18 protein-coding genes are annotated in these 24,756 nt (G+C 73.0%); 7 read left to right on the top strand and 11 right to left on the bottom strand.

Annotated features, from left to right (window positions below; all coding sequences use genetic code 11):
- Positions 1–26: 26 nt before the first annotated feature.
- The 7 genes from ACFYW3_RS01450 to ACFYW3_RS01480 all read right to left on the bottom strand — a co-directional run bounded on the left by ACFYW3_RS01450 (position 27) and on the right by ACFYW3_RS01480 (position 6,992).
- The gene (locus ACFYW3_RS01450; protein WP_351762551.1) at positions 27–728 is read right to left on the bottom strand and encodes a phosphoadenylyl-sulfate reductase; all 702 of its coding nucleotides are present in this window, start codon (positions 726–728) and stop codon (positions 27–29) included.
- On the bottom strand, positions 725–904 hold the full coding sequence (locus ACFYW3_RS01455) for a hypothetical protein (RefSeq protein WP_351762554.1): 180 nt from the start codon (positions 902–904) through the stop codon (positions 725–727). Before ACFYW3_RS01455 ends, ACFYW3_RS01450 begins: the two co-directional genes overlap by 4 nt.
- Positions 901–2,613: a nitrite/sulfite reductase gene (locus ACFYW3_RS01460; protein ID WP_389385199.1), complete on the bottom strand. Its 1,713-nt coding sequence runs from the start codon at positions 2,611–2,613 to the stop codon at positions 901–903. The genes ACFYW3_RS01455 and ACFYW3_RS01460 overlap by 4 nt, the downstream gene beginning before the upstream one ends.
- Positions 2,614–2,841: 228 nt before the next feature.
- A complete protein-coding gene (locus ACFYW3_RS01465) occupies positions 2,842–2,925 on the bottom strand; it encodes a putative leader peptide (protein ID WP_323178918.1) in 84 nt (27 codons plus the stop codon).
- Between the two features lie 153 nt (positions 2,926–3,078).
- A complete protein-coding gene (locus ACFYW3_RS01470; protein WP_389385200.1) occupies positions 3,079–3,642 on the bottom strand; it encodes a GNAT family N-acetyltransferase in 564 nt (187 codons plus the stop codon).
- Between the two features lie 5 nt (positions 3,643–3,647).
- The gene (locus tag ACFYW3_RS01475) at positions 3,648–4,940 is read right to left on the bottom strand and encodes a GAF domain-containing protein (RefSeq protein WP_389385606.1); all 1,293 of its coding nucleotides are present in this window, start codon (positions 4,938–4,940) and stop codon (positions 3,648–3,650) included.
- Between the two features lie 408 nt (positions 4,941–5,348).
- Positions 5,349–6,992, bottom strand: a complete 1,644-nt coding sequence (locus tag ACFYW3_RS01480; protein ID WP_389385201.1) for an acyl-CoA dehydrogenase family protein — start codon at positions 6,990–6,992, stop codon at positions 5,349–5,351.
- 17 nt (positions 6,993–7,009) lie between these two features.
- On the opposite strand from ACFYW3_RS01480, the gene ACFYW3_RS01485 reads away from it, so the two are divergent.
- Together ACFYW3_RS01485 and ACFYW3_RS01490 are read left to right on the top strand one after the other, a co-directional pair.
- Entirely contained in the window at positions 7,010–8,125 is a 1,116-nt protein-coding gene (locus tag ACFYW3_RS01485; RefSeq protein WP_351762564.1) for a YihY/virulence factor BrkB family protein, read from the top strand.
- Positions 8,126–8,217: 92 nt separating this feature from the next.
- Positions 8,218–8,931 carry a helix-turn-helix domain-containing protein gene (locus tag ACFYW3_RS01490; protein ID WP_389385202.1) on the top strand — a complete coding sequence of 238 codons (714 nt, stop codon included), beginning with the start codon at positions 8,218–8,220 and terminating at the stop codon, positions 8,929–8,931.
- A gap of 72 nt (positions 8,932–9,003) precedes the next feature.
- Here the strand turns inward: ACFYW3_RS01490 and ACFYW3_RS01495 are convergent, their stop codons facing one another.
- A complete protein-coding gene (locus tag ACFYW3_RS01495) occupies positions 9,004–9,417 on the bottom strand; it encodes a VOC family protein (RefSeq protein ID WP_351762570.1) in 414 nt (137 codons plus the stop codon).
- 207 nt (positions 9,418–9,624) lie between these two features.
- On the opposite strand from ACFYW3_RS01495, the gene ACFYW3_RS01500 reads away from it, so the two are divergent.
- From ACFYW3_RS01500 to rsgA, 4 genes are all read left to right on the top strand, one after another.
- The gene (locus tag ACFYW3_RS01500; RefSeq protein WP_266969326.1) at positions 9,625–10,221 is read left to right on the top strand and encodes a hypothetical protein; all 597 of its coding nucleotides are present in this window, start codon (positions 9,625–9,627) and stop codon (positions 10,219–10,221) included.
- 45 nt (positions 10,222–10,266) lie between these two features.
- Positions 10,267–12,360, top strand: a complete 2,094-nt coding sequence (locus tag ACFYW3_RS01505; RefSeq protein WP_351762573.1) for a flotillin family protein — start codon at positions 10,267–10,269, stop codon at positions 12,358–12,360.
- A gap of 109 nt (positions 12,361–12,469) precedes the next feature.
- A complete protein-coding gene (locus ACFYW3_RS01510) occupies positions 12,470–17,308 on the top strand; it encodes a DNA repair ATPase (RefSeq protein ID WP_389385203.1) in 4,839 nt (1,612 codons plus the stop codon).
- A gap of 252 nt (positions 17,309–17,560) precedes the next feature.
- On the top strand, positions 17,561–18,667 hold the full coding sequence (rsgA, locus tag ACFYW3_RS01515) for a ribosome small subunit-dependent GTPase A (RefSeq protein ID WP_351762579.1): 1,107 nt from the start codon (positions 17,561–17,563) through the stop codon (positions 18,665–18,667).
- Positions 18,668–18,840: 173 nt separating this feature from the next.
- On the opposite strand, the gene ACFYW3_RS01520 is transcribed toward rsgA, so the two are convergent.
- The 3 genes from ACFYW3_RS01520 to ACFYW3_RS01530 all read right to left on the bottom strand — a co-directional run bounded on the left by ACFYW3_RS01520 (position 18,841) and on the right by ACFYW3_RS01530 (position 20,773).
- Positions 18,841–19,218, bottom strand: coding sequence for a PPOX class F420-dependent oxidoreductase (locus ACFYW3_RS01520; protein WP_351384903.1), 378 nt, complete (start codon positions 19,216–19,218; stop codon positions 18,841–18,843).
- 70 nt (positions 19,219–19,288) lie between these two features.
- On the bottom strand, positions 19,289–19,771 hold the full coding sequence (locus ACFYW3_RS01525) for a DUF456 domain-containing protein (RefSeq protein ID WP_351763656.1): 483 nt from the start codon (positions 19,769–19,771) through the stop codon (positions 19,289–19,291).
- A gap of 24 nt (positions 19,772–19,795) precedes the next feature.
- Positions 19,796–20,773 carry a helix-turn-helix domain-containing protein gene (locus ACFYW3_RS01530; protein WP_351763658.1) on the bottom strand — a complete coding sequence of 326 codons (978 nt, stop codon included), beginning with the start codon at positions 20,771–20,773 and terminating at the stop codon, positions 19,796–19,798.
- Positions 20,774–20,973: 200 nt separating this feature from the next.
- On the opposite strand from ACFYW3_RS01530, the gene ACFYW3_RS01535 reads away from it, so the two are divergent.
- Entirely contained in the window at positions 20,974–24,747 is a 3,774-nt protein-coding gene (locus ACFYW3_RS01535; RefSeq protein ID WP_389385204.1) for a S8 family serine peptidase, read from the top strand.
- Positions 24,748–24,756: the final 9 nt, after the last annotated feature.

Here is a 24,756-nt window from a genome sequence, read left to right on the forward strand (position 1 = left end):
TTCTTCGTTCGCTTGGCGGTCGGTCATCAGCCGTGCAGCCCGCACTCGGTCTTGGCGCGCCCGGCCCACCGGCCGGCCCTGGCGTCCTCGCCCTCGACCACCCGACGGGTGCAGGGGGCGCAGCCGACGGAGGCGTAACCATCCGTCAGCAGCGGGTTGGTGAGCACGCCGTGCTCGGTGACGTACGCGTCCACGTCGTCCTGGGTCCAGCGGGCGATCGGCGAGACCTTCACCTTGCGGCGCTTCTCGTCCCAGCCGACGACCGGGGTGTTCGCCCGGGTCGGGGACTCGTCGCGGCGCAGGCCCGTCGCCCAGGCCTCGTACGCGACCAGGCCCTCTTCGAGGGGCTTGACCTTGCGCAGCGCGCAGCACAGGTCGGGGTCCCGGTCGTGCAGCCGGGGGCCGTGCTCGGCGTCCTGCTCGGCCACCGTCCGCCGCGGGGTGAGGGTGATGACGTTGACGTCCATCACGGCCTCGACGGCGTCCCGGGTGCCGATGGTCTCCTCGAAGTGGTAGCCCGTGTCGAGGAAGACCACGTCGACACCGGGGGAGACCCGGGAGGCGAGGTGGGCCACGACGGCGTCCTCCATGGAGGAGGTCACCGCGAACTTCTCGCCGAAGGTCTCGGTGGCCCAGCGCAGGATCTCCAGCGCGGAGGCGTCCTCCAGGTCCCGGCCCGCCCGCTCGGCCAGTGCCTTGAGGTCGCGCGTCTCCTGAACGGTCGTCATGTCTCTTCGCCTCCAGTGGAGTTGGACTGAACGCCTCGGGACAGCAGCCCGAGGTACTTCAGCTGGAAGGCTCGGTTGCAGGCCCTGCACTCCCAGGCGCCGTGACCCGTCTCGTTGGGGAACAGGTCCTCGTCGCCGCAGTACGGGCAGTGGAAGGGGGCGGCTCGCTCGCTCACGACAGGGCCTCGTCGCCCGCTCGGGTCACCCAGGCGGCGAATCGCTCGCCCTCCTCGCGCTGCTCCTGGAAGCGCGTGACGACCCGCTCGACGTAGTCGGGCAGACCGGCCGCGGTGACCTTCAGGCCGCGGACCTTGCGGCCGAAGCCGGCCTCCAGGCCGAGCGCGCCACCGAGGTGGACCTGGTAGCCCTCCACCTGGTTGCCGTCGTCGTCCAGGACCAGCTGGCCCTTGAGACCGATGTCCGCGACCTGGATGCGGGCGCAGGCGTTCGGGCAGCCGTTGATGTTGATGGTCAGCGGTTCGGCGAAGTCCGGCAGGCGCCGCTCCAGTTCGTCGATCAGCGAGGCGCCGCGCGCCTTGGTCTCGACGATGGCGAGCTTGCAGAACTCGATGCCGGTGCAGGCCATGGTGCCGCGGCGGAAGGGCGACGGCTTGACCCGCAGGTCCAGCGCCTCCAGGGCGGCCACGATCGAGTCGACCTGGTCGGGCTCGATGTCGAGGACGATCATCTTCTGCTCGGCGGTGGTGCGCAGCCGGTCGGAGCCGTGCTGCCGGGCCACGTCCGCGATCTTGGTCAGGGTGGCCCCGTCCACGCGTCCCACGCGGGGCGCGAAACCGACGTAGAAGCGGCCGTCGTTCTGCTCGTGCACGCCGACGTGGTCGCGCCACTCGCCCGAGGGCTGCTCGGGGGCGGGGCCGTCCGTCAGCTTGCGCTTCAGGTACTCGTCCTCCAGGACCTGGCGGAACTTGACCGGGCCCCAGTCGGCGACGAGGAACTTCAGGCGGGCGCGGTTGCGCAGCCGGCGGTAGCCGTAGTCGCGGAAGATCGAGATGACGCCCTCGTAGATGTCCGGGACCTCGTCGAGCGAGACCCAGGTGCCCAGGCGCACACCCAGCTTGGGGTTGGTGGAGAGGCCGCCGCCGACCCACACGTCGAAACCGGGGCCGTGCTCGGGGTGGTTCACGCCGACGAAGGCGATGTCGTTGATCTCGTGCGCCACGTCGAGCAGCGGCGAGCCGGAGATCGCGGACTTGAACTTGCGGGGCAGGTTGGAGAAGTCCGGGTTGCCGACGATCCGGCGGTAGATCTCGTCGATCGCGGGGCTGCCGTCGATGATCTCGTCCCGGGCGATACCGGCGACGGGAGAACCGAGGATCACGCGGGGCGTGTCACCGCAGGCCTCGGTGGTCGAGAGGCCGACGGCCTCCAGGCGGCGCCAGATCTCCGGGACGTCCTCGATCCGGATCCAGTGGTACTGCACGTTCTGCCGGTCCGTGAGGTCGGCGGTGCCGCGGGCGAACTCCTCGGAGATCTCGCCGATGACGCGCAACTGCTCGGTGGTCAGCCGGCCGCCGTCGATGCGGACGCGCAGCATGAAGTACTTGTCGTCCAGCTCCTCCGGCTCCAGGATCGCGGTCTTGCCGCCGTCGATCCCGGGCTTGCGCTGGGTGTAGAGGCCCCACCAGCGCATGCGGCCGCGCAGGTCGTTGGGGTCGATCGAGTCGAAGCCCGCCTTGGAGTAGATCGTCTCAATGCGTGTCCGCACATTGAGACCGTCGTCGTCCTTCTTGAACTGCTCGTTGCCGTTGAGGGGCGTGTGGTGTCCGACGGCCCACTGACCCTCGCCGCGGTGACGGCCGGTCTTGCGGCGCGCGGCTGCGGCCGCGGGGGCTGCGGCTGCGGGCGTTTCGGGGGTGGCGGCCATGGCGGTACGTCCTTCTCGGGCGGCTCGGGGCAAGGGCAGGGGGGCGCGGCGCGGGTGCGCCCCCGACGGTGCGCCCGCCGGTGAGCGGGTGCGGCACAGTGCCACTCCTCACCGGGATTGCCGGTGGTCGGAGCGGTGTTCGGCCTTCAGGGGGCGGGCGGTGCTGCGGATGGTCGACGGGTCCGCGGCGGCGGGGACGGCGTCGACGTGCGGCGGTGGCTGGTTCCGTCAGCGCGCCGGACAGATGGCGCTGGACATGCGGCCGAGGTCGACGTGCCGCCGACTCACCAAGGCAATTCCAGCTGCATCCATGGCGGAAGCGTGGCACGGGCCGATTGGGGGAGTCCACTACTGTCCATCATGCGGACGAACTCGTCTCGGATCATGGGACGGCGTGATCCGGATCACCCCGGTCCGGCCACCAACGGGGGGCCGGGTGGGACCGGGGTGATCCAGGGGGGACGGTCAGGCGCCCGGCCAGGGGCCGGGGGTCGGGGTCTCCTCCTTGGGCTCCGTCTCCGTCCTGAAGACCTTGAAGCCGCGCCGCTCGTAGTTGGCCATGGCCGTCGGTCCGTCCTGGCTGCACGTGTGGACCCAGACCCGCCGGGTCCCCTCGCGGCCCGGCCAGCGGTCGGCCAGCGACCAGGCGGCGGCCACGCCCACCGACAGCAGGTGACCGCCGATGCGCCGGCCGCGGAAGTCCGGCAGCAGCCCGAAGTACATGATCTCCACGACACCGTCGTCCTGGGGGTCGAGCTCGCAGTACCCCGCCGGGGTGCCCCGGTCGTAGGCGACCCACGTCTCCACGCCCGGCCGCCCCAACTGCTCCACCCACTGCGCGCGGGTCAGCGCGAGCCGGTCCGTCCAGTGGATGTCCCCGCCCACCGAGGCGTAGAGGAACCGGCTGAACTCGGGGGACGGCACCTCCGCCCGTGAGACGGTGATCTCGGGACCGGGGACGGTCGCCGCGACCAGTTCCTCGGGCGAGGTCATTTCCAGGGACCAGGTGGTGAGTGTGATGGTGCTCATGGACGTCAGGGAATCACATCGCCCGACCGGCCCCGGGGTGGCCCCCAGGGCCCCGCGACGTCCTGCCGGGCCCTGATCACCGCGGGCGCCGTGGAGTGCGGCAGCAGGTCCCCGGGGCGCTCCGGGCGGATCAGCTCCACCTCCACGTCGTCCGCGAAACGGTACGGGCGATGGGTCAGGACCCCCGCGAGCCGGCGCCGCACCCGGGACAGCTCCGCGCGGACGGTGACCGTACGGGTGGGGTCCCCGAACAGTTCGCCGGACAGTTCCGCCGCCGAGCGGCCCCTCGGGGACTCGGCCAGCAGGAACAGCAGCTCCGCGTGGCGCGGGCTGAGCTCCTTCGACCAACTGCCCGCGGCCCCGTACACGGTCACCGTCCAGGACCCGGCCCGGCTCAGGTCCAGGACCACCCTGCTCGCGGCCGTCGAGGCGGGACCGGACTCGGTGATCCGCAGCAGCCAGCCGCCGGGCAGCGGCTCCGCCACGCAGTCGCCGAGCTGCGGCAGCCACACGTGCCCCGGGCCGAGCCCCTTGGGCAGCGGGATCCGGTCGGCGGGAGCCAGCCCCGTCACGGCCGCCGTCCAGCCGTGCGGGTCGACGGCCACCGCCCGGCCCGCCAGGCGGGCCAGCAGCGGGGCCGCCACCGACCGCAGCCGCTCCAGGGACTCCAGGTGGCGCACCCGCAGCTCCCGCTCGGCGAGCCGGGCCACCGCGCCGACCCACGCCAGCGTGGCCGGGTGCATCGTGGCCAACGGCCCGCTGACGTCGACCACGCCCAGCAGCCGCCCGTCCCGGGGATCGCACACGGGAGCCCCGGCGCAGGTCCAGTCGTGGTGGGTGGAGACGAAGTGCTCCGCCGAGAACACCTGGATCGGGCGGCGGGCCACCAGGGTCGTGCCGACCCCGTTCGTGCCGACCACGGCCTCCGTCCAGTCGGCGCCCACCGCGAAGCCCAGCCGGTCCGCCTTGCGCAGGATCGAGGCGTGCCCCTCCCGCCACAGCAGCCGCCCGTCCGCGTCGGCGACGACCATGATGTGCAGGGACTCGTCCAGGGCGGGCAGCAGGCCCTCGCGGAGCACCGGCAGGACCTCCCGCAGGGGCGAGACCTGCCGTCGTTCCTCGGTCTCGGCGGCCGACAGCAGCCGCGAGCGCGCGTCCCGGTCCGGGTGCACCCCGCAGGCCAGCATCCGGCGCCAGGACTCGGCGATCTCGGGTCGGGGGGCGGCCGGGGGCCGGTCACCGGCCAGCGCGGCCGCCCGTACCCCCTTGAGTAGACGCGCGGCCTGCCGCGCGTCCATGGCCGAGACGCGTGCCGCGTCGACCGCGCTGCCTGCGGTGTGGGTCACCGGAACCTCCCCGTGCGGAACGGACGTGCGGGGGAAGCCGCCCGGTGGCCCGCGCCGCCGAACTCCCCCTGGCGCGCGCGGCGGGCTGTCCCCGACTCGATGGGACGACTGGGGTGCAGGGTTGCAACGGTATGCAACTCTCGCCAACCCCCGGTCGCCCGACCGAAACTATCGGGACGTCGCCGAGCGGCGTGACAGCTCCTTCCTCGGGGCTTCTCGGATCCGGGGTGGTGCCGAGTCGGCGCGGCGCCATTCCCGGACTTCCGGCCGACGGGCCCGGATCACGGCAGCGAGCGGTTTGGGGACCACTCCAGGGCCGTCTCTTTCGGATCTTGCCCGGCAAGATCCGAAAGGGCAGGCCTAGCCCGCGATCCGTGCCCGTGCCACGATCGAACCCAGGTCCAGGCTGTGCGGCAGCGTGCCGAACGCCGTGCCCCAGTCGCCGCCCAGCCGCGAGGCGCAGAACGCGTCCGCGACCTCCGGCGGGGCCCACCGCACCAGCAGTGACCCCTGCAACACCAGTGCCATGCGCTCCACGACCCGGCGGGCCCGGGCCTCGATGCCCTCCAGGTCCGCGAGGTCGGTCAGCAGGTCCTTGACGGCGGCGTCCAGCCGGTGGTCGGCGCCCCGGGCCAGTCCGACCTCCCGCAGGAAGGCGTTCAGCGCCTGCGGTTCGCGTTGCAGTGCCCGCAGTACGTCCAGGGCCTGGACGTTGCCCGAGCCCTCCCAGATGGAGTTCAGCGGGGATTCGCGCAACAGTCGCGGCAGTCCGGACTCCTCGACGTAGCCGTTGCCCCCCAGACATTCGAGGGCCTCGGCGACCATCGGCGTACACCGCTTGGTCACCCAGTACTTCGCCGCGGGCACCGCGAGCCGCAGGAAGGCCTTCTCCTCGTCGGTGCCGGCGTCGTACGCGGCGGCGAGGCGCAGGGTGAGGACGGTGGCGGCCTCCGACTCCAGGGCCAGGTCGGCCAGCACGTTGCGCATCAACGGCTGCTTGATGAGCGGCGCTCCGAAAGCAGAGCGGTGCTCCGTGTGGTGGACGGCCTGGGTCAGCGCCTGACGCATCAGCGAGGCCGAACCGATGACGCAGTCCAGCCGGGTCGCCGCGACCATCTCGATGATGGTCCGCACCCCCCGGCCCTCCTCGCCCACCCGGCGGGCCCAGGTGCCGTCGAACTCGACCTCGCTCGACGCGTTCGACCTGTTCCCCAGCTTGTCCTTCAGCCGCTGGATCGCGAAGACGTTGCGGGTCCCGTCCGGCAGCACCCGCGGCACCAGGAAGCAGGTCAGCCCGCCCGGGGCCTGCGCCAGCACCAGGAACCCGTCGCACATGGGAGCGGAACAGAACCACTTGTGCCCGGTCAGCAGGTACTCGCCGGAGGCGTCCAGCGGCACCGCCGCCGTCGTGTTCGCCCGTACGTCGCTGCCCCCCTGCTTCTCCGTCATCCCCATCCCGAAGAGCACGCCGCCCTTCTCCGCGGCCGGCCGCAGGCCCTGCTCGTACACGTGCGAGGTCAGCCGCGGCTCCCACTCGGCGGCCAGCTTAGGATCGGTGCGCAGCGCGGGTACCGCGGCATGCGTCATCGACACCGGGCAGCCGTGCCCGGCCTCGGCCTGCGACCACAGGAAGAACCCGGCCGCCCGGCGCAGGTGCCCGGCCGGGCGGCCCCACGCGTCGGTCAGCCCGGAGGTCACCGCGTGCCCCAGCAGCCGGTGCCAGGCCGGGTGGAACTCCACCTCGTCGACGCGGTGCCCGTACCGGTCGTGCGTGCGCAACTTCGGCGGGTTCTCGTTCGCCTGCGCACCCCAGTCCTGGGCCTGTCCCGAGCCCGCGGCCCGTCCGAGCGTGGTGAGCTCCTCCCTCACCTCGTCGCGCAGTTCGGGGGAGGCGTCGGCGAGGTGCCGCTCCACCCCCTCGGTGAGGGCCCGGTCGCCGGTGAACGCCTCGTAGCCCACGAGGGGCGGGGCCTGGTTGCTGACTGTGTGGGTGGTGGCTGCCATGCGGATACCGTAAGGACGTGCAGCCAGCAAAAGAAACACCCCAGCGGATCCCAGGGCGGCTCCACCGGGCCCGCGCCCTCTACCGCAACGTCTCCAAGCGCAAAATGGGCTGGCTGCTGCTCAAGGACACCGTCAACTCGTGCATCGAGTACCGGATCCTGGGTCTCGCGGCCGAGGCGGCCTTCTTCACCCTCCTCTCGCTCCCGCCGCTCTTCCTGGGCCTGCTGGGCCTGCTCGGGTACGTGGACGGCTGGACGGGCGGCACGTTCGTCGCCAGCATCGAGGAGAACATCCTGCGGGCGGTCGGCACGGTGCTCTCCGACCGGGGCGTCAACGACATCGCCAAACCCATGCTGGACGACGTGACCAGCCGCGGCCGACCGGACCTGATCTCCCTCGGTTTCGCCTTCGCCCTGTGGTCCGGTTCCCGGGCCGTCAACGTCTTCATCGACACCATCACGGTCATGTACGGCCTCGACGGTCAGCGCGGCATCGTCAAGACCCGGCTGCTGTCCTTCCTGCTGTACGTGGTCGCGCTGTTGATCGGTGCGATCGTGCTGCCGCTGATGGTCGCCGGCCCGGACGCGGTGGTGAGCCTGCTGCCCTGGAGCACGGAGGTGATCGCGGTCCTCTACTGGCCCACGGTCACCCTGCTCTCCATCGCCTTCCTGACCACGCTCTACCACGTGTCCGTGCCCGTGCGCTCGCCGTGGATCGAGGACGTGCCGGGCGCACTGGTGGCCCTGGCGATGTGGGTGATGGGTTCGTTCCTGCTGCGGATCTACCTCACCAACACCGTGGAGGGGCCGACGATCTACGGTTCGCTGGCCGCGCCGGTCGCGATCCTGCTGTGGATCGGCATCTCCGCCTTCGCCGTGCTCGTCGGGGCCGCCGTCAACGCCGCCATCGACCGGGTCTGGCCTTCGGTGGCCACGGCCGCGGCCCGCGAGGCCAACGAGCGGGTACGGGAGGCGGAGGCGGCCCAGCTGATCGCCCGCGCCGCGGCCTGGCGGGCGCTGGCCGAGGGGGAGTCCGAGGACGACGAGGACGCGGGGATGCCCTCGGAGTTCCCCGAGCGCTGGTCGAGGTTCCTGCCGCCCGAGGACTACCACTCCCGACTGCGCAAGCACTGAGCCCCCGGCCGCACGGCCCCCGAGGTCCCCGGCCGCAGGGCCCCCGAGGTCCCCGGCCGCGCGGGCACCGGGAGCGGTCGTAGCCTGGACCGGTGTACGAGGAGCGACCTTCCCCGCTGGTGCCGGGCGCCGTGCTGTGGCGCTCCGACGGGCCCGGCGGCGCGGTGCTGCCCGACGGCTGCATGGACCTGCTGTGGACCGGCGGACGGCTGCTGGTGGCCGGCCCGGACACCGGCCCGCACCCCGCCGGCGAGATCCCGGGCGAGGCACCCGGCGGCACCTTCTGGGGGCTGCGGTTCGCCCCCGGGACCGCGCCCGCGCTCCTCGGCGTACCGGCGCACGAACTGCGCGACCGACGGGTGGAGCTGGCCGGACTGTGGCCCGGCGCCGAGGTGCGCCGCCTCGCCGAGCGGACGGGCGCGTACGCGGACCCCCGCGACGGCCTGGAGGAACTGGCCCGGGCCCGCGCCGCCGCCGGCGGGCCGCCCGACCCTGTCGCCGCCGCGGTACGGGCGGGACTGGGGCGCGGCCGGTCGGTGGCCGCCCTCGCCCGGGACGTCGGGCTCGGGGAACGGCAGCTGCACCGTCGCTCCCTCGACGCGTTCGGGTACGGCCCCCGCACCCTGGGGAGGATCCTGCGGCTCCAACGGGCGCTGGCCCTGCTCCGCGCCGGGACCCCGCAGGCGCAGGTGGCGTACGCGGTCGGGTACGCCGACCAGGCCCACCTGGGCCGGGAGGTCCGCGCCCTGACCGGGCGCACGCCCGGGGCCCACGCACCGCCCCCGGACCGGGCGCCAGGGGGCTGACCGGGGGATCGGGGCGGGCGGGCGGGTCAGGCCGGGGGAACGGCGCGGGTCAGGTGTCGGTAACGGCGCGGGTCAGGCGCCGGGTCGCGGCTCCGCGGCGGCGGGTGCGAACAGGGAGACCCCGGAGCCGTCCGGGTCCAGTACGACGGCGTAGCGCTGCCCCCAGAAGGCGTCCCAGGGCTTCAGGTGCCCCGGGTGTCCCGCCGCGGTCAGCTCGGCGTAGAGGGCGTCCACCTCGTCGGGGGAGTCGCACAGGAAGGCCAGGCCGACGCGGCCCTCGCCGGAGGGCCGGGTCCAGGACGGGTCGAAGGAGCGGATGACCTCCTCGGTGTCCCAGCCGATCCGCGTGCCGCCCGGCAGCACGGTCTCCACGTGCGGTTGGCCGTCCGCCTCGGGTGGGAGGTCCAGGCCCAGTCGGCGGTAGAAGGCGAGCGAGGCGGCCATGTCGGAGACGACGAGGCCGATCATGTCGAGTCGGGGAGTCATGCGCCCAGTGTGGGACGTGCGCCGATCGCGGGTCTTGAACGAATCGGACACGTGCCGAATGGTTCCACCATCGCCCGGCATCAAGAAAGCGTAAAGACTGCCGGGATCCGGCAATGAATCCGAGGGTGATGCTGCGGCAGACTGGGGGTTGCCGGGGTGTCCGTACCGGCCCGATGCCGAGTCACGGAAGCGGAAGGGGGGCTACCGGTGGAAGAGTTCATCGCCGCCGCGTTCGGGTTCCCCGCCGTCGTGTTCACCTTCGCCCTCGGCGTGGTCGTCGCCTACTGGCTGCTCGTCCTGCTCGGCGCCGCCGAACACGACACCCTCGACACCGACTCCGGATCCGCCGCCCTGGGGACCGCCGGGGTCCCGTTCTCCGTCTCCGTCTCGATGTTCACCGCGTTCGCCTGGTTCACCGCCCTCGCCGGGACCGTGTACCTCGACCGCGCCGGCCTCGGCGGTGGAACCGCCGTCCCCGTCCTGCTCGCCGCGTTGATCGTGGCCAGGGTGGCCACCAGGATCTGCGTGGCGCCGCTGCGCGGCTTCTTCCAACCCGACGAACCGCCGCCCTCACGGCAGGACTTCATCGGCCTGGTCTGCGTCATCCGCACGGGTCGGGTCGACGACCGCTTCGGCCAGGCCGAGGTGGCCGCCGCCGACGGCTCGACCGCGATCGTGCAGGTCCGCCAGACCGGGGACGATCCGCTCTCCCACGGGAGCACCGGCCTGCTCTACGCGTACGACGAACCCGGCGAGTTCTTCTGGGTCGCCCCGTACGACAGCGCGCTCGACCCCCGCGCCTGAACCCCACGGAACCACCCTTACCGCTCCATTCGAAGGGGCCCCTGCATGGATGCCATCTCCTTGGGCGTCGGCGTGCTCGTCGGCGTCATCCTCCTCGTCGTCTTCGTCCTGTTGTTCGTCCTCAGCCGGCTGTTCCGGAAGGTCGAACAGGGCAAGGCGCTGATCGTGTCGCGGATGCGCAAGGTCGACGTGACCTTCACCGGACAGGTCGTCCTCCCCGTCCTGCACAAGGCCGAGATCATGGACATCTCGGTGAAGACCATCGAGATCTCCCGAACCGGCCGCGACGGCCTGATCTGCCAGGACAACATCCGCGCGGACATCCGCATCTCGTTCTTCGTGCGCGTCAACAAGACCACCGAGGACGTCATCAAGGTCGCCCAGGCGATCGGCACCGCGCGGGCCAGCGACAAGGCCACCCTCCAGGAACTGTTCAACGCGAAGTTCTCCGAGGCGCTCAAGACCGTCGGAAAGCAACTCGACTTCACCGACCTCTACACCAAGCGCGACGAGTTCCGGGACCGGATCATCGCCGTCATCGGCACCGACCTCAACGGCTACAGCCTGGAGGACGCGGCGATCGACTACCTGGAGCAGACCCCGCTCAGCCAGCTCGACGCCTCCAACATCCTCGACGCGCAGGGCATCCGGAAGATCACCGAGCTGACCGCCATCGAGCACGTGCGCACCAACGAGTTCCAGCGCACGGAGGAGAAGGAGATCACCCGGCAGAACGTCGACGCCCGCGAGGCCATCCTCGAACTCGAACGCCGCCAGGCCGACGCCGAGATCAAGCAGCGCCGCGAGATCGAGACCGTGCGCGCCAAGGAGGAGGCGGAGACCGCCAAGGTCGTCGAGGAGGAGCGGCTGCGCGCCCAGGGCGCCTTCCTGCGCACCGAGGAACAGCTCGGCGTCCAACGCGAGAACCAGGCCCGCGAGGTGGCCGTCGCCGCGAAGAACCGCGAGCGCGTCATCGCGGTGGAGAGCGAGCGCATCGAGAAGGACCGCCAGTTGGAGGTCATCGCCCGCGAGCGCGAGACCCAACTGAGCCGGATCGCCGCCGACAAGGAGGTCGAGACCGAGAAGCGCGACATCGCCGAAGTCGTGCGCGAGCGCGTCGCGGTCGACCGCACGGTCGCCGAGCAGGAGGAGTCGATCAAGCGGCTCCGCATGGTCGAGGAGGCCGAGCGGACCCGGCAGGCCGTGGTCATCGCCGCCGAGGCGGAGGCCCAGGAGCAACTGGTCAAGGACATCAAGGCGGCCGAGGCGGCCGAGGCCGCGGCCGTCCACCACGCCGCCGAGCAGGTCACGTTGGCCGAGGCTCGGGTCAAGACGGCCGACCTCGACGCGCGGGCCAAACTGCGGCTCGCGGAGGGCGTGCAGGCCGAGGCCGCCGCGCCCGGGCTGGCCGCCGTACAGGTCCGCGAGAAGGAGGCCGACGCGATCGAGAAGTCGGGTCTCGCGGAGGCACACGCCACCGAGGCACGGCTGCGGGCGCAGGCCGAGGGCACCAGGGCGCAGGCCCTGGCGGACGCCGAGGCGATCGGCGGGAAGCTGAAGGCGGAGGCCGCCGGCCTCACCGAGAAGGCCGCGGCGATGGCCGCCTTGGACGACGCCTCGCGGGGCCACGAGGAGTACCGGCTCCGCCTGCAGGCGGAGAAGGAGGTCCGGCTCGCCGGCCTGGACGTGCAGCGGCAGGTCGCCGAGGCCCAGGCCGCGGTGGTCACGGCCGGGCTGGAGAACGCCGACATCAACATCGTCGGCGGGGACTCCGTCTTCTTCGACCGACTCGTCTCCTCGATCTCCATGGGCAAGGGCGTGGACGCCTTCGTCGAGAACTCGGCCACCGCGCGGACCCTCGCGAAGCCGTGGCTGGACGGCTCGTCCGACTTCACCGCCGACCTGACCCGGATGCTCGCCGGCGTCGGTACGGCCGACATACGGGACCTGACGGTGTCCGCGCTGCTGATGAAACTGATGCAGGGCGGCGGCGCGAGCGCCGGACCACTGGCCGAACTCCTTTCCCAGGCCGACCGGTTGGGGCTCTCGGACCTGCCGCTCACGGCCCTCGCGGGCGCCCCGGCCGGCGTCCCCGCCGCCCGGGCGAACGGCTCGGCCGCGGCTGGCCGGCAGGCGTAGGCACAACCCCCGGCGGCCCCGGCAGCCGGTGACGAACACGGGGCCGCCGGCCGGTCGTGACCGGCGGCCCCCGGCCCCTCTCCCCTCGCGTCAGGAGTGAAGACGACCCATGGGTACGGACATCGACGCCGGAACGTACGAGGTCCTGCGCGACCGCCTCGGCGCGCGGGCCGCCGAGCTGGCCCGACGGGCCGAGGCACTCAACGCGCGGCGCGTCGAGGTGTTCGGCTCCACCGGGCTGACCCTCACCGGCACCGCCCCCGTGCACACCCCCGAACCCTGCGTGGCCCGCGACCTCGTCGCCGTGGGCGAGTGGCTGCTGCTCGGCCACGGGGTGCCGGTCGGGCACACCGGGGACGTCCGCCCCGGCGAGGTGTTCGGGCTGTACGACCGGGACCTGAACCCGGCGCCCGAGGACGCCGTCCCCGGCCTGCTCGACGACCCCGGGTTCCTGCGCGAGTTCGCCGCCCTCTTCCGCTACTACCGTCAGGCCCGGCTGCTGCGACTGCGCCACGTCGAGGGCGGGTTGCTGGCCGTCTTCCGGACCGGCGAGACGGCCGCCGACATCCGGGTGCTGCGCTGGCGGCTCGCCGGCGGCGGCGTCCGCTTCCTCGACGCGCGCGGCGAACGGGACCACGTACGGCCCGCCGCGCACGACGTCGAGTGGACGGCCGCCACCCGCGAGGACCAGATCCTCGGCCGCCATCCGCACCTGTCCGTCGGCGGGGACCTGTACGTCTCCACGGTCGGCGGCCGGCTCACCGTCAAGACCGAGAACGACACCGAGACCGGCGAGGGCGTCTTCACCGAGCCGGTCGCCGAGCCCCTCCAGGCCCTCGCCGACGCCGAGGTCGCGCACGCCCGGGTGGGCCCGCTGATCCTGCTGCGCGTACGCCCGTACAAGGAGGACACCCGCCGCCACCTCGTCTTCAACACCGTCACGCGGGAGGTCGTCCGCCTCGACGGCATCGGCCGGGGCTGCCGGCGACTGCCCGAGGACCAGGGCATCGTCTTCCCCGGCGGCTACTGCCTGGCCGGCGGCGCCCACAAGACCTTCGACGTGGACACCGACGGTCTGACGTACGAGCGGACCGTGCGCTCGCCCAACGGCGAGGACGTGCTCCACGTCTTCGCCGGGGACGAGGGCCGGACCCTGCTGATGCCGTACAACGTCATCCGCAAGGCCGCCGCGACCCCCATCCCCTGCCACGGCCACGCCCTCTTCGACGACGGCACCCTCACGGTGCTGCGCGGCCCCGCCGACCGGGACGCGGGCGGCGCCACACGTGTCCACCCCGTCCAGGTGTGGCAGTCCCCGTACGTCTCCGACACCCACGCCGCCGCCCGCCCCGCCGGCACCGGACCGCTCGCCCGGATCGGCAACGCCGACCTGGTGCGCGCCATCGCGGACTGCCTCGAACTCGCCGGCGCCGTACGCGACGCCGGCGAGCCGACCGTCGAGCTGTACGAGTCCCTCACCGCGGCCTCCGTGCGCGCGGCCGACCAGTACCACTGGCTCGGCGACCCCGAAGTCGGCGACCTGGCCGCCCCGTTGGAAGAGCTGCGGGACACCGCGGAACAGGTCCTCGTCGAGTTCGAGACCGTACGGAACCTGACCCGACAGGCCACCGACGCCCTGGAGGAGGCCGCCGCCTCCCTGGCGGGCCTGGTCCGCCGGGTCCGCGGCTCCGCCCCGCGCACCGCGGGCGCCTGGGTGGAACAGCTCACCGCGCTGCGCCGCGCCCAGGGCCGGCTGGTCTCGCTGACCGGGATGCGGTACGTCGACACCGCACGGATCGAGTCGCTGGCCGCCGAGGTGTCCGCCGACATCGACGCGGCCGGCCGCCGGGCGGTGGAGTTCCTGCGCGGCGAGGACGCGTTCACCGACCACCGGGCCGCGATCGACGCCATGGCGGCGGAAGCGGCGGCGATCACCGTCGCCGCCGAGGCCGAGCCCCTCGCACGCCGGCTCGCCGAACACTCCGAAGGGCTCGGGACGGTCACCGACGTCGTCGCCGCCCTGGACATCGGCGACGCCACCGTGCGCACCTCCATCCTGGAACGGATCGCGGACGTGCTGGGCGGCGCCAACCGGGCCCGCGCCGTCCTCGACGCGCGCCGCCGGGAGTTGGTCGGCGCGGAGGGACGGGCCGAGTTCGCCGCCGAGTTCGCCCTGCTCGGGCAGGCCGTCACCGGAGCGCTCGCCGCCGCCGACACCCCGCCGGCGTGCGACGAACAACTGGCTCGGCTGTTGCTGCGCGTCGAGGACCTCGAAGCCCGGTTCAGCGAGTCCGAGGAGTTCCTCGGCCGCCTCGAAGCCCGCCGCACCGAGGTCTACGACGCCTTCTCGGCCCGCAAGCAGACCCTCCAGGACACTCGCGCCCGGCACGCCGAACGGCTCGCCGCCTCCGCGGGCCGCGTTCTCGACACCATCACCCGGCGGATCGCCGCGCTGGAGGACATCGACGCCGTCCACACCTACTTCGCCTCGGACCCGATGGTGGCCAAGATCCGGCGCACCGCCGAGGAACTGCGCGCCCTCGACGACCGGGTCCGGGCCGAGGAACTCGACGGACGGCTGGGGGCCGCCCGCGAGGCGGCCGGCCGGGCCCTGCGCGACCGCACCGACCTCTACACCGAGGGTGGCTCCGTCATCCGGCTCGGGCAACACGCCTTCGCCGTCAACGCACAGCCGCCGGAACTCGCCCTCGTGCCGTACGGGGACGGGATCGGCTTCGCCATCGCCGGCACCGACTACCGTTCCCCCGTCACCGACCCGGACTTCGCCGCGACCCGGCCGTTCTGGGAGCAGACGCTGCCCTCGGAGAACCCGGCCGTGTACCGCGCCGAGTACCTGGCCGTCCGGCTGCTGCTCGCGCACGGACCGGCCGCCCTCGCGGGCGCGGACCTGCCCGCCCTCGTACGGGAGGCCGCCGAGACCGCGTACGACGAGGGCCACCAGCGCGGGGTCCACGACCACGACGCCACGCTGATCCTGGCGGCGCTGCTGCGGCTGCACGCCTCGGCGGGGCTGCTGCGCCACCCGGCCGCGGACCGGGCCGCGGCCCAACTGTTCTGGGCGTACGGGGTCACCGAGGAGGCCCGGGCGATCTGGACCCGGCGGGCCCGGTCGATGGCGCGGGCCCGGGAGACCTTCGGCCCGGGCCCGGCCATCGAGGACTTCCAGGCGGAACTGACCGCCTCGATGGGGAAGTTCGGCGGACACGGGGGTGTCGCCGAGTACCTCTTCGAGGAGCTGGCGGGCGGGGCGGGCTTCGTGGTCGCCCCGCCCGTACGGGCCCTGTTGGCCAAGTTCGCCGCGCTGGACGGGATCGCCGCCTACCGGGCCGATCTGGCCGCGCTCGGCGACGACCTGCCCGCCCGCCGCCAACTGGCCGAGAGCTGGCTGTCCGGGTTCGCCGCCTCGCGCGGGGAGACGCTCACACGCGGGGAGTTGGCGGAGGCCGTCGCCGTCGAACTGTGCGGCGCGCTGCCGCACCACGACCCCGGCGAGGGGTGCGCCACCATCGAGACGGTCACCGGGCTGCTCGGAGCCCACCCGCGGGTGGGCGAGGGCGGCCGCATCCTGCTCGATCTGCCGGAACTCCTCTCCAGGGTCGGCGGGTTCGAGGCGTCGGTGGTGCCGTCCTTCCGCGCCTACCAGCAGCGGCGCACCGAACTCGTCGCCGCCGAACGGCAGCGGCTGCGGCTGGACGAGCACCGCCCCCGGGTGCTGTCCGGCTTCGTCCGCGGGCGCCTCGTCGACGAGGTGTACCTGCCGCTGATCGGCGACAACCTCGCCCGACAGATCGGAACCGTCGGCGCCGCCAAGCGCACCGACAACAGCGGCCTGCTGCTCCTTCTCTCACCGCCGGGCTACGGCAAGACCACGCTGGTGGAGTACGTCGCGGACCGGCTCGGCATGGTGCTGGTGAAGGTCAGCGGGCCGGCGCTGGGGCACGCGGTGACCTCGCTCGACCCCGCGCAGGCGCCCGACGCGAGCGCCCGCCGAGAGGTGGAGAAGATCAACTTCGCGCTGGCGTCGGGCAACAACACCCTGCTCCACCTCGACGACATCCAGCACACCTCGCCCGAACTGCTCCAGAAGTTCATCTCCCTCTGTGACGGCACCCGCCGCATCGAAGGGGTCCGTGACGGGGTCGCGCGCACCTACGACCTGCGGGGCAAGCGGCTCGCGGTGTGCATGGCCGGCAACCCGTACACGGAGAGCGGGGAGCGGTTCAAGATCCCCGACATGCTCGCCAACCGCGCCGACGTGTGGAACCTGGGCGACGTGCTGACCGGCAAGGAGGACGCCTTCGCCCTCAGCTTCGTCGAGAACGCCCTCACCTCGCACCCCGTCCTCGCACCCCTGGCGGCGCGGGACCGAGCCGACCTCGACCTGCTCGTCCGGCTCGCCTCGGGGGACGCGACGGCGCACGCCGACCGGCTGGTCCACCCGTACGCCCCGGCGGAACGCGAGCGGATCGTGGCGGTGCTGCGGCACCTGCTGGCCGCGCGGGACGTGGTCGTCACCGTCAACGCGGCCTACATCGCCTCGGCCGCCCGGACGGACGCCACCCGCACGGAACCCCCCTTCCGGCTCCAGGGCTCGTACCGCGACATGAACAAGATCGCGGCGAGGATCGACCCGGTGATGAACCCGGCCGAACTGTCCGCGCTGATCGACGACCACTACCGTGCGCAGGCGCAGACCCTGACCACGGGAGCCGAGACCAATCTGCTCAAACTCGCCCAACTGCGCGGACGTCTGACGACGAATCAGGCAGAGCGCTGGGCGGCGCTCAAGGCCTCGTACGTGCGCGAGCAGGCACTCGGCGGCCCCGAGAGCGACCCGGTCACCCGCGCCGTCGCCGCCCTCGGCCTGCTGGCCGACCGCCTCACCGCGGTGGAGACGGCGATCCGGGGAAGGGACGGGGCCGCCTGAAACGAACGTGTCGGAAAAAGAGTTGGCGTCTGCCCGAGGGCGCTTGTTACGGTGAGGCCGTTCCGCCGATCGGCGCGGAGCATCGGCTCGTGAAGGACCCGGAGGTGAGCTCGTTGATGACTGTCGTCGCGCAGGGCGCTGCCCGCACTCAGAAGACCATCAATGTCACCCCCGTGGTCTCCGGCTGACCTCACACCTTCCTCGCGCGCCACCGAGCGCGCGCCGCCGGGGCCACCCTGTGAAGGGTTCCCCTTGTCTTTCTCCTCTTTCTCGCAGGCTCCGCTCCCGCACGCCCTCACCCCCTTCGGTTGGGACGACGCGTGGGCGGACGGGTTCGCCCCCTACGTGGCGCAGGGCCTCGTGCCCGGCCGGGTCGTACGGGTCGACCGCGGCCAGTGCGACGTCATGACCGCGGACGGGATCGTCCGCGCCGACACCGCCTTCGTCACCCCGCACGACCCGCTGCGGGTCATCTGCACCGGTGACTGGGCCGCCGTCGAGGCGGCCGGAAACCCGCGGTACGTGAAGGCCTACCTGCCGCGCCGGACCGCCTTCGTGCGGTCCACCTCCTCGCAGCGCTCCGAGGGACAGATCCTCGCCGCCAACGTGGACCACGCCGTCATCGCGGTCTCGCTCGCCGTCGAACTCGACCTCGGGCGCATCGAACGCTTCCTGGCCCTGGCCTGGGAGTCGGGCGCGCAGCCGCTGGTCGTCCTGACCAAGGCGGACCTGGTCCCGGACCCGACCGCGCTGTCCTACCTGGTGGAGGACGTCGAGACCGCCGCGCCGGGCGTACAGGTGCTGACCGTCTCCTCCCTGACGGGCGAGGGCACGGACGTCCTCGCCGCGGTCGTCGCGGACGGTACGAGCGTGCTCCTCGGCACCTCCGGAGCCGGCAAGTCCACGCTCGCCAACACCCTGCTCGGCGTCGACGTCATGGAGGTCCAGGAGGCCCGCGAGGTCGACGGCAAGGGCCGTCACACGACGACCACCCGCAACCTCCTCGCCCTCCCGGGCGGCGGCGTCCTGATCGACACCCCCGGTCTGCGCGGCGTGGGACTGTGGGACGCCGAGGTGGGCGTCGGGCAGGTCTTCTCCGAGATCGAGGAGTACGCGCGCGAGTGCCGCTTCCACGACTGCGGGCACGAGGCCGAGCCCGGGTGCGCGGTGCTGGCGGCGCTGGAGTCGGGAGAGCTGCCCGAACGACGGCTCGACAGCTACCGCAAGCTGCTGCGGGAGAACCAGCGGATCGTCGCCAAGACGGACGCGCGCCTGCGGTCCGAGATCCGCCGGGACTGGCGACTGAAGTCGGCGGAGGGCCGGGCCAACCACGCGGCCAAGCGGGGCGGACGGGTCTGACGCCGACCCGTCCGGCCGGGCCCCGGGAACGGGGACCGGCCCGCCGGTCCCGGGCGTGTGCCCACCCCGGGCTGCCCCGGGCGCGCCCATCCCGGGCCGCCCCGGGCGCGCCCATCCCCGGCGTCGTCCACCCACCCCGACCCCGGCCCGCGGGCAGCTTCGGCGTCCGGGGCTCAGTCGTCCAGCCCCCACGCGTGGACACGATCCGGGTGGATGCGGATGACCTCCGGGCTGAAGTGGGCTCCCAGCGTGTGGGGGCCCACCTCCAGCGTGGCCGTCCCGCGGATCTCGATCCCGCGGACGCGCCACGGCCGGGTGCTCACCAGGTCGTCCACCACCAGCGACAGCCTCGGGTTGGCGGTGAGGTTGCGCCACTTCTTCGTCGTGCCCATGGCCCTGCCGCCCACCAGGATCGTCCCGTCGTCCTGCGGGAAGAACCCCACCGGGTTCGCCTGCGGCTGCCCGGCCGCGTCCACCGTCGCCAGCCGCCCCAGGTGTTGCGACCGCAGGTAGGACCGTTCCGCCTCGCTGAAGCCCTCGAACGTCGTCATGCCCCCGACTCTCCCAGCCCCGCCCGCCCCGCGCATCGGTCCCCGGACCCCCGCGTGTCGGACCCCGGACCTACGACGCGAGGACCGCGCCCAGCCAGGCGGCCACCACCATCAGGCACGCGAACAGCTCCACCAGCACGCTCGTACCCACCGCCCGCATCACCGCCCGGACCGAGGTCCAGGCCTCCCCCCGGGTGCCCAGCCGCAGGCGCTCGCACAGGTAGATCCCGCCCACGAACCCGGGGACCGCGCCCACCACCGGCAGCAGCACGAAACCCAGCAGCGCGCCCGCGCCCGCGAACACAGCCATCCGGGGGGTGACCCCCACGCCCCGCAGCCGCCGGGGCGGCAACTGCCACTTCACCACCTGCACCACCAACAGCAGGGCCGTCGTGGCGACGAGCAGGGCCCAGGCGAGCGAGGACCTCGTGTGCAGCGCCCACCACAGCACCCCCGCCCAGACCAGCCAGGTTCCCGGGACGCCGGGGACCATCACCCCGAGCACCCCGAGCAGCAGCACCAGCCCCACCAGGAGCAGCTGAGGCAGATCCATCTGCCCAGCCTGACCGACCAGGGGCTATCGAGCCACCCAGCCCCGCTCGTACGCGTGCCAACCGAGCTGGAGCCGCGTGGTGACCCCGGACATCTCCATCAGCCCCTTGACTCGCCGCTGCACCGTCCGCAGCCCCAGCTCCAGGTGCTTCGCCACGCTCGCGTCCGTCATGCCGGCCAGCAGCAGGGAGAGGATCTCCAGGTCGATGGTGTCGGGGCCGCCCCCCGACTCCTCCGGGGAACCGGTGGAACCCAACCGCAGCGGCAGCGCCTCCCGCCACACCGCCTCGAAGAGGCCCATCAGGGACTCCAGCAGGCCCGACGCGTGCACCACCAGCGCCGCCGGTTCCGCGCCCCGCGCCGTCAGCGGCACCATCGCCAGACTGCGGTCCGCGATGACGAGCTTCGTCGGGACCTGCCCCGTCACCCGGATCCGTTCGCCGCGCGCCAGGGCCGTCGACGCCTCCCGGATGCCGCTCGGCAGGGTCAGCACCTCCCGCTCGATGACCACCCGGTACTCCACTCCGCGCACGGAGGCCCGCTCCTCCGCCTCGTTGTCCATCCCCGTCATCACCTGGGGCCGCCCGCTCACCAGCGCGCACACCTCCTCCGCCGCGCCCAGTTGGAGCTGTACGAAGCGGTGCGCGACCGCGCTCGCCCCCGTCACCACCTCCACCAGGTCGTGGACCGCCGGCTCGGCCGCCTCCGCCCGGTACTCCTGCGCCAGCAGCGCCGCCGCCAACTCCGCCTGCTCCAGCTCGTGCCGCTGCTGCGTGAGCAGCGCCCCCAGCGCCACCCCGGGAGGGGCCGCCACCCAACGGCCGGGCCGGGCCGAGGACTGGGCCGCCAGGCCGTGCCGCTCCAGGTGCCGCAAGGCCCGCTCGGTCTGTGGCACGGGCAGCGTCAGCCGGTGGGCCAGGTCGGGCACCTCCGCGGCCCCCAACGCCACCAGCGCGCGGTACGCCGACTCCTGGCCCTCGTCCAGGCCTATCGCACCCAGCAACACGTCCACCCCTTCTCTCGGCGCCGTTCCTGGCGGGAAGCGGCCACGGCGCAAACCCGCCGCCGACATCATCGCCGTACCACCCGGCTCTCTGTAAAGGTGACGCCACCGCAGCACCACCATCCGCCGGTCGACAGCCACGCGCACGGCAACTTTGCCGTGCGATGAGGCAGTTGGTCGGAATTCACCTGGGGAGAGCGATGCGCCCGATATCGCGCACGGCGCTGGGAGCGGCCGTCGCGGCCGTCCTGGCCGCCACCGCCGTCGGCCCGTCCACGGCACAGCCGAGCGGCGGAGCGAAGGACGACAGACCGATCGTGGGAAGCGAGGCGGCCGGCGCACACCCCTCGACGCCCGTCACCGTCACCCTCGTCACGGGCGACCGGATCCTGGTGTCCACCGACGCCGCCGGCCGCGGGGCGGCCACCGCGATGCCCCGCGAGGACGGCTCGCAGCCCGTGGTCCAGACCCGCCGGAGCGGCAAGGACCTCTACGTCTACCCCGAGGGCGCGATCAAGGCCCTCGCGGCGGGCACGGTCGACGAGGAGCTCTTCAACGTCACCGGCCTGATCCGGCAGGGCTACGACGACGCGCACGCCAAGAGGCTGCCGCTCATCGCGGTCTACGACGGCTCCGTGAACGTGGCGCGCTCCGCGCCGCCCGCACCGCGCGGCGCCGACCGCTCCCTGGTCTTGCCCTCCATCGGCGCGGTCGCCCTCACCGCCGACAAGCAGCGGGCCGCCGCCTTCTGGACGGACGTCATCCGCCCTTCGGCCGCCGACCGCTCCCGGGCGGCCGGCGGCCTGAAGAAGCTGTGGCTGGACGGCAAGGTCCGGGCGAACCTGGAGCGGTCCACCAAACAGGTGAACGCGCCCGCCGCCTGGGCCGCCGGCTACGACGGCAAGGGCGCCAGGGTGGCCGTCCTCGACACCGGCACCGACCTGGACCACCCCGACCTCAAGGGCCGCGTCGCGGAGTCGAGGAACTTCACCGACTCCGACTCCGACACCGACCGGCAGGGCCACGGAACCCACACCATCTCCACCGTCGGCGGCTCCGGCGCGGCGAGCGGCGGAGCGAAGAAGGGCGTCGCCCCCGGCGCCGAACTGCTCAGCGGCAAGGTCCTCGACGACCAGGGGTACGGCCTCGACTCCTGGATCATCGCCGGCATGCAGTGGGCCGTCGACAGCAAGGCCGACGTGGTCTCCATGAGCCTCGGCGACCCCTCGCGGACCGCCTGCGACGACCCGATGAGCGCCGCCGCCGAGCAACTCGCCCGCACCTCCGGCACCCTCTTCGTGATCGCCGCCGGAAACGCGGGCCCCGGCGACAACACGGTGTCCTCTCCCGGTTGCGCCCCCAGTGTGCTGACCGTCGGCGCCGTCGACCGCGACGACACCACCGCCTCCTTCTCCAGCCGCGGCCCCGCCGGTCTCCGGCGCACCCTCAAGCCGGAGATCGCCGCGCCCGGCGTCGGGATCTCCGCCGCCGCGATGGGCGGCCGCGGGGTGTACGCGTACCAGTCCATGTCCGGGACCTCGATGGCCACCCCGCACGTCGCGGGCGCCGCCGCCATCCTCAAGCAGCGCCACCCGGACTGGACTCCGCGGCAGGTCAAGGCGGCCCTCGTCGGGTCCGCGAACACCAAGGTGCCCGGTGACGTCCGCCAGACCGGCGGCGGCCGGCTCGACGTCAAGGCGGCGATCGACACCGTTGTCACCTCCGCGCCGGCCGTGCAGGGCGGCACGTACAACTGGCCGCAGGACCGGGGCGACCGCACGAGCGTGGACGTCCCGTACACCAACACGGGCACGAAGGCGGTCACGCTGAACCTGGCCGTCGAGAAGGTCACCGGCAACGACGGCTCGACCGTCCGCTCCCGGGTCGCCCACCTCGACCGGCGCACCGTGAGCGTCCCGGCCGGGGCCACCGTCGAAGTGCCGCTGGCCCTGGAGCCCGACGCGAGGCTGGAGCGTTCCCAGTACGGGGACGTCACCGGCCGCGTCGTCGCCACGGCGAACGGCGTGCGCGTCTCCACCCCCTTCTCCCTGTACGTGCAGCCGCAGACCGTCACCCTGCGCGTCAAGCTGATCGACCGCGCCGGCAAGCCGGCCGCCGGGCCGTCCTCCCTGGACGTCATCGGCACCGACGACGCCAGTGGCGAGCGCCGCTTCAACGAGGGCGCCGTCGACCAGGTCCACCGGGTCCGACCGGGCTCGTACTTCCTGTCCGCGTTCGTCGGCACCCCCGACGCCGGCGGCGGGGAGAACCCGCTCGTCGACTCCCTCACCTACCTCGGCCGCCCGCAGGTCGAGGTCGTGAAGGACACCGTGATCGTGCTGGACGCCCGCAAGGCGGCCCGGCTGTCCCTCGCCACCGACAGGCCCACCGAGGCCCGTTCCACCACCCTCGCCTTCTCCCGCTCCTGGGCCGAGGTCTGGTCGCACGCGGGCACCGCGCAGGGCGGCCGATCGATCCGCGGCTACTACGCCTCGGTCGAAGGCAAGGCCAAGGAGGGGCGGTTCGAGTTCGGCAGCTACTGGCGGGCCGCCGCGCCCCTGGTCTCCGAGCTGAAGCCGGCCGGCGGTCCGACGCTGCACCCGACCACCGCCTCCCTCGGCAGCGACAACCTCGACGGAACCGGCTCCGCACCCCTGGTGAACGCCGGCGACGGCACCCCCGAGGAGCTGGCCGCGGTCTCCGCCAAGGGTGCGATCGTGCTGGTCAAGACCGTGGACGGGGCGCTCCACGAGGTCGCGGAACGCGCCAGGGCCGCCGGCGCCAAGGCCGTGCTCGCCCACCGTGACGCCCCCGGCCGCTGGATCGGCTTCACCGGCTACGCGGGAGGCTCCCTGCCCGCCCTGTCCATCGAGACGGGCGAGGCCAAGGCCCTGCTGACCCGGCTCGACGCGGGGAAGGTCACGCTGAACTGGAAGGCCACCGCGAAGAGCCCGTACCTCTACAACCTCGCCCAGATCGAGAAGGGCGAGGTGCGCGGCGAGCGCACCTACCGGGTGCGCGACCGCGAACTCGGCGCCGTGGAGTCCACCTACCACGCCATGGGCGTCGGCGCGGACTTCGTCGATCTGGTCGGTGCCCACCGGCCGTCGGGCGACGCCGTGTTCTTCGGCAGCCTGGAGACCGTGGCCGTGCCCGGCAAGCGCACCGAATACCACACCGCCGGTGACACCGCCTGGGACCACCTGCTCTCCAGCAGCTTCCCCTGGGGCGAGTTCATGACCGACCGACAGCGCACCTACACCAAGGGGTCGAAGCGCACGGAGAGTTGGTACGACGGAGTGATCGGACCGGTCGCCCCGCGCGACACCGAGGGCCGGCCGCTGCTCGTCGCCGAGCGCCAGGGCAACCTGATCGGCTTCGCCTCCGCCATGTGGGGCGACAGCGGGCACCACGCGCAGCCGGGCTCCTTCGGCGACGCCGGGGGACTGGTGCTCAAGCGCGACGGCGAGCAGATCGGGGACAGTTGGTACCCGTCCGGGGTCTTCGAGGTTCCGGCCGGCGAGGCCACGTACGAACTCACCCAGCAAGTGCAGAAGTTCGGCCAACCGGCCCGTACCTGGCAGCGCTCGCAGGAGATCCGGACGTCCTGGACCTTCCGTTCGAAGGAGGACCCCGCGCAGTACTCGCAGGCCCTGCCGATCCTGTTCCCTGCGCTCTCGATCCCGGAGGACGGGCTGAAGACCCTCCCCGGGACGAACGGCCAGACGATCGGCCTGGGCGTCAGCGGGCACGCGGGTTACACGCCGGGCGTCCTGAAGTCGGCGAAGCTGTCGTACTCCCACGACGGCGAGAACTGGACGCGGGCCGAGGTCACCGAGCGTCGAGGCACCTGGACCGCACGCGTGGACCACGCGGGCGCCGCCGGCAAGCCGGTGTCGCTGAAGGTCGAACTCACGGACGCGAACGGCGCGTCCGTCACCCAGACGGTCGTGCGGGCCTACGACATTCGTTAGCCCGTACGA

Source organism: Streptomyces sp. NPDC002602, assembly GCF_042889445.1.
In the GTDB taxonomy this organism is placed as follows: Bacteria; Actinomycetota; Actinomycetes; order Streptomycetales; family Streptomycetaceae; genus Streptomyces.

What these genes read in the sequence shown, in the direction of transcription:
- ACFYW3_RS01450 (WP_351762551.1), bottom strand. Translation starts at nt 728, where the DNA reads ATGACGACCGTTCAGGAGACGCGCGACCTCAAGGCACTGGCCGAGCGG.
- ACFYW3_RS01460 (WP_389385199.1), bottom strand. Translation starts at nt 2,613, where the DNA reads ATGGCCGCCACCCCCGAAACGCCCGCAGCCGCAGCCCCCGCGGCCGCA.
- ACFYW3_RS01465 (WP_323178918.1), bottom strand. Translation starts at nt 2,925, where the DNA reads ATGGATGCAGCTGGAATTGCCTTGGTGAGTCGGCGGCACGTCGACCTC.
- ACFYW3_RS01470 (WP_389385200.1), bottom strand. Translation starts at nt 3,642, where the DNA reads ATGAGCACCATCACACTCACCACCTGGTCCCTGGAAATGACCTCGCCC.
- ACFYW3_RS01475 (WP_389385606.1), bottom strand. Translation starts at nt 4,940, where the DNA reads ATGGACGCGCGGCAGGCCGCGCGTCTACTCAAGGGGGTACGGGCGGCC.
- ACFYW3_RS01480 (WP_389385201.1), bottom strand. Translation starts at nt 6,992, where the DNA reads ATGGCAGCCACCACCCACACAGTCAGCAACCAGGCCCCGCCCCTCGTG.
- ACFYW3_RS01495 (WP_351762570.1), bottom strand. Translation starts at nt 9,417, where the DNA reads ATGACTCCCCGACTCGACATGATCGGCCTCGTCGTCTCCGACATGGCC.
- ACFYW3_RS01505 (WP_351762573.1), top strand. Translation starts at nt 10,267, where the DNA reads ATGGATGCCATCTCCTTGGGCGTCGGCGTGCTCGTCGGCGTCATCCTC.
- ACFYW3_RS01510 (WP_389385203.1), top strand. Translation starts at nt 12,470, where the DNA reads ATGGGTACGGACATCGACGCCGGAACGTACGAGGTCCTGCGCGACCGC.
- ACFYW3_RS01520 (WP_351384903.1), bottom strand. Translation starts at nt 19,218, where the DNA reads ATGACGACGTTCGAGGGCTTCAGCGAGGCGGAACGGTCCTACCTGCGG.
- ACFYW3_RS01525 (WP_351763656.1), bottom strand. Translation starts at nt 19,771, where the DNA reads ATGGATCTGCCTCAGCTGCTCCTGGTGGGGCTGGTGCTGCTGCTCGGG.
- ACFYW3_RS01535 (WP_389385204.1), top strand. Translation starts at nt 20,974, where the DNA reads ATGCGCCCGATATCGCGCACGGCGCTGGGAGCGGCCGTCGCGGCCGTC.